Consider the following 4514-nt stretch of genomic DNA (forward strand, 5'->3'; position numbering starts at 1 on the left):
AGGCTCTGCCAGGGGGATTTCCACCGCGAGACGGTGTACGGAGAAGATCCCGTCGAAATGGCACGGCACTGGCAGCGACTCGGCGCGAGACGCGTCCATATCGTGGACCTGGACGGGGCCAGGACGGGAAACCCCACTAATACTCCCGTAATAATCAAGATTATCCAGGCCACGGGCCTCGTTTGCCAGGTCGGGGGGGGATTGCGGCAAACGGAAACCGTGGCAGAGCTGCTCGGAACCGGAGTGACCAGGGTGGTTATCGGCACCCGAGCAATCAAGGATCCCCAATGGTTCCGAGAATTGTGCCGCCAATTTCCGGGCCGAATTGTCCTTGGGTTGGATGCCCGGGATGGATTGGTCGCTACCGATGGATGGCTGGAGACTTCACGGGAACCGGCCATCGATGTGGCGCGGCGATTCCAAACCGAGCCCATCGCGGCGATCGTTTACACCGACATTGCGACCGATGGCATGCTTAAAGGGGCCAACGTGGCCGCAATGGCCGAGATGCAGCGGTCCGTCACCGTCCCCGTCATCGCCTCGGGGGGAATTGCGTCTCTCGAAGACATTCGCGCGTTGAAGGCAGCGGGCCTGGCGGGCTGCATTTTGGGCCGGGCCCTTTATGAACAGCGATTCACCCTACCGGAAGCCCTGGAGGCCGCCGAGGACCGTGGAGCGACTCAAGAGAGCTCCGCCTCGGCCAGCTCGGGGCAGTGACGTCGCACCATGGATGAGAAATCGCTTCCGGTTTTTCCGGAGGGCCATCGTGACGGCCAAAGAAAACGTCCGCACAAATATCACTTCGGTGAGGGACATACTCAAGGAAGTACGATCGAGCGTTGTGGACCCTGAGAAAGCGAGGGAACAGTGACTATGGCAGAACTGTCCGTCAACAAGATTCGCAATATTGCCCTGTGCGGTCACGGTTCGGTGGGAAAGACGACGCTTCTCGATCATCTTCTCAATTTCACCGGAGCCATCAATCGACCCACCAGCGTGGATGAGGGCACGAGCTTCTGCGATTTCGACGAGGAGGAAAAAGCCCACCGCTACACCATTGAGGCCAAAGTCACGTTCTTCGACCACAACGGTTATCACTATCACGTGCTCGACACCCCGGGTTACCGGGATTTCATCGGGCAGGTCATCGGGGCGTTTCGAGCGGTGGACATCGCTGCCATCGTCATTAACGCTCAGGCCGGGATTGAGGTCAATACGCGTCGTGTTTTTCAAGAGGCGGAAAAGGCGGGTCTTGGCCGGTTGATCATTCTCAACAAACTCGACGCCGAAAATATCGATTTTCCAAAATTGCTTGCCCAGATCAAAGAAACGTTCGGTGATCGCTGCGTTTTGCTGAATGTCCCGATCGGACTGGGACAGGAATTCCGCGGCGTGGCGAGCACCCTGCGTGCAGAGAGCAATGTCGCCGGTGCGGTGGTGGATCCGAGCAGCATCAGTCAATCTCTTATGGAATCCATCGTCGTTGCCGACGAGGAAGTCCTGGCCCGATATTTCGAAGGCCAGATGCCTACCGATGAAGAAATCTCGCGGCTGCTCGCGCGGGCTATGCTGGACGGTTCGCTGATCCCCATCGTGTGCATCTCAGCGAAAACGGGCGTGGGAATCCCTGAGTTGCTGCAAACTTTTGAGCTGTGCGGTATCTCGCCCGATCGTCTCGTCCGCAAGGCGAAAAAGCTGGACGGCGATGAGGTGGTGGAACTTCACGCGGATCCGAATGGTCCGCTTGTTGCGCAGGTCTTCAAAACGCGCGTTGACCCTTTCGTGCAGAAGATCAGCTATTTGCGTGTGTTCTCGGGGACGCTCAAGGCGAACAGCACCATTCCCGTCGTCGGCGAACGGAAAGGTGTTAAGATCGCGCAGCTCTTCCATGTTCAGGCCAGTGAAATGGTGCCGATCGAGGAGGCTATTGCGGGAGAAATCGTCGCCGTAACGAAAGTGGAGGAACTTCGGACGGGCATGTCGATCGGTGAGCTCTCCATGCCGCCCATCGAGTTCCCCACGCCCATGACGGGTCTTGCCATCTCGCCGAAAAGCCGCGGCGACGAACAACGACTCTCGGGTGCTCTTGCCAAAATCTGCCAGGAAGATCCCACATGCCGTCTGGATCGCGACCCGCAAACCAAGGAGTTGGTCATCACCGGGATGAGCGAGTTGCATCTCCAGGTGATCCGAGAGCGGCTCAAGCGGCGGGATAAGGTCGAGGTGGACGTCAAGGAGCCGAAAATTCCTTATCGGGAGACGATCCAGGCCAAGGCCGAAGGGATGTACCGCCACAAAAAGCAGACAGGTGGTCGCGGCCAGTTCGGAGAGGTCCACATCCGGATGTTCCCCTTCCCGCGTGGCACAAAGATTGAGGAGTTCGCCACCAAGGAACGCTTTCCCGAAATGAAAGAAATCCATTACCACGAGGAGTCGAATTTCCTGTGGATTGACTCCATCGTGGGTGGAACTATTCCGAGTAACTTTATGCCGGCCGTCGAAAAAGGCTTTCTGGAACGAATTGCCAAGGGAGTCATCGCCGGGTATCCCGTTCAGGATGTGTGTGTGGAAGTCTTCTTTGGGAAACACCATCCTGTGGACAGCTCCGAACAGGCTTTCAAGACGGCAGCGTCCATGGCGTTTCGGAACGTCTTCCAGCAGGCCAAACCGGCTTTGCTGGAACCGATTGTGAAGATCGAAGTGACGGTACCTGCCGACAAAGTGGGGGATATCAACAGCGATCTGTCCGGCCGCCGCGGTCGGGTGCTCGGCATGACCTCCGCCGGCGGTGGCTTCCAAACGATCGTGGCAGAGGTTCCCCTTGCGGAAGTCATCAACTACAGCCGGGCTCTCTCCAGCATTACCGGCGGGCAGGGCAGTTATACTCTTGAATTTAGTCACTATGACGTCGTGCCTGCCAATATCCAGCGGGAAATCATCGAAAAAGCCAAGCTGGAAGAGGAAGAAGAGGAATAATCCCCAGGCTTTCTCCGCGGTTTCCTGAGACGTATCGGCTTTCACCGGGAAGCACTGGCCGGCCCTCTGGACGGTACCAACGGCCGGTGTTTGACCGGGTGCCAGTTATTCCGGCGCAGGTTGTGACTGTGATCCGCAGGAGGGCCCCCGGAGCCGATCCTGCCAACTGGGCCTTTCTCCATCTCCTGTGTTGGGGCACTTCACAGCCCGACACGACCGGTTGTCGTACAGTTTGACAGCGCCGCAGCCGCGCATACGATCGCGCACCGGCTTCGGTAGGTCTTCCAAGACTGTCGGGCAAAAATGGGAAGATGCTGGCGATCCAAGATGACCAGCCGCTGCCCGGCAGACTCCGTCGGCGACGCACCGTCTCATCGTTCGGAAGCCTGGCCGGACGCCTGCTCCCGGTGTAATGGCCGATAGCGAATATCCTTGGGAAGAGAAGTCTGGGCTGCTTCGACGGCTTTCTGGTAGAAATATTCCTGTGCCCGAATCCGGGGATGGCCCGACGGAACGCGCCGATATGTTCCATCAGGACAGAGTTCCCACGCCTTCACGTTATCTGAAAAGTAAATGTTAAGAGTTTCGATCAGTCGCTGTTGCAGAACGGGGTCTTGAACAGGAAAAATGATTTCCACCCGTCGCTCGAGATTGCGCTCCATCCAATCCGCACTGGCCAGATAGACTTCTTCTCGCCCTCCGTTCGAAAAATAGAAGATTCGTGCGTGTTCCAGAAATCGATCCACGATCGATCGCACTTCAATATTCTCCGAAACACCGGGAATTCCGGGACGCAGGCAGCAGATCCCTCGGACATTCAGTTTAATCTTAACACCTGCCTGACTTGCCTTGTAAAGCGCGGTGCAAATATCTTTGTCCTGGAGTGAATTGATTTTAGCCAGTATCAATCCCGGATAGTCAGCGGTGGCTGCCTCAATTTCCCGTTCAATCAGGGAGATGAATTTTGCCTTCAACTCTCCTGGCTCAACAGTGAGTTTATTCCAGCCCACCGCCTCTGAATATCCAGTGAGGAGATTGAAAAAGCTCGCCACATCTGTGGTGATATCGGGGTCTGCGGTGAATAGCCCAATATCCGAGTAAATCCGTGCTGTTTGGTCATTGTAATTGCCAGTAGAAAGATGCACGTACCGTCGAATGCGTCCCTGTTCTCTGCGGACAACCAGCAGCGCCTTGGCGTGAGTCTTGTAGCCAGCCACCCCATAGATCACGTGGCATCCGGCATCTTCCAGCCGTCTCGCCCACTGGACATTTCTCGCCTCGTCGAACCGTGCCTTGACCTCGACGATCACTGTGACTTCCTTGCCTTTTCGGCCGGCCGTCTCCAGGGCTTCCACAATGGGTGATTCCCCGCTCGTCCGATAGAGAGTCTGCTTGATCGCGAGCACATCAGGGTCGCTGGCTGCCTCGCGGAGAAATCTCACCACGGGCTCAAAACTTTCGTAGGGGTGGAACAGCATCACGTCGTGGTCCAGGATCGCCTTCCAGAGGTCCTCCCACCCGAGCAGATCGCGTGGTGG

At 57.0% G+C, this 4514-nt stretch carries 3 protein-coding genes; 2 read left to right on the forward strand and 1 reads right to left on the reverse strand.

Annotated elements, in window-relative coordinates; translation table 11 throughout:
* On the forward strand, nt 1–717 hold a 717-nt coding region (hisA, locus tag H5U08_RS10845), incomplete at its 5' end, for a 1-(5-phosphoribosyl)-5-[(5-phosphoribosylamino)methylideneamino]imidazole-4-carboxamide isomerase (protein WP_297032903.1).
* Nucleotides 718–873: 156 nt separating this feature from the next.
* Nucleotides 874–2976 carry an elongation factor G gene (locus tag H5U08_RS10850; protein WP_297032905.1) on the forward strand — a complete coding sequence of 701 codons (2103 nt, stop codon included), beginning with the start codon at nt 874–876 and terminating at the stop codon, nt 2974–2976.
* A 371-nt stretch (nt 2977–3347) separates the two neighbouring features.
* Here H5U08_RS10850 and ppk1 read toward each other — a convergent pair.
* Nucleotides 3348–4514 (reverse strand): polyphosphate kinase 1 (gene ppk1 / locus H5U08_RS10855; RefSeq protein WP_297032907.1); only part of this gene is annotated, 1167 nt, incomplete at its 5' end.

Origin of the sequence: Thermogutta sp. (assembly GCF_014359955.1) — a bacterium.
GTDB lineage: Bacteria > Planctomycetota > Planctomycetia > Pirellulales > Thermoguttaceae > Thermogutta.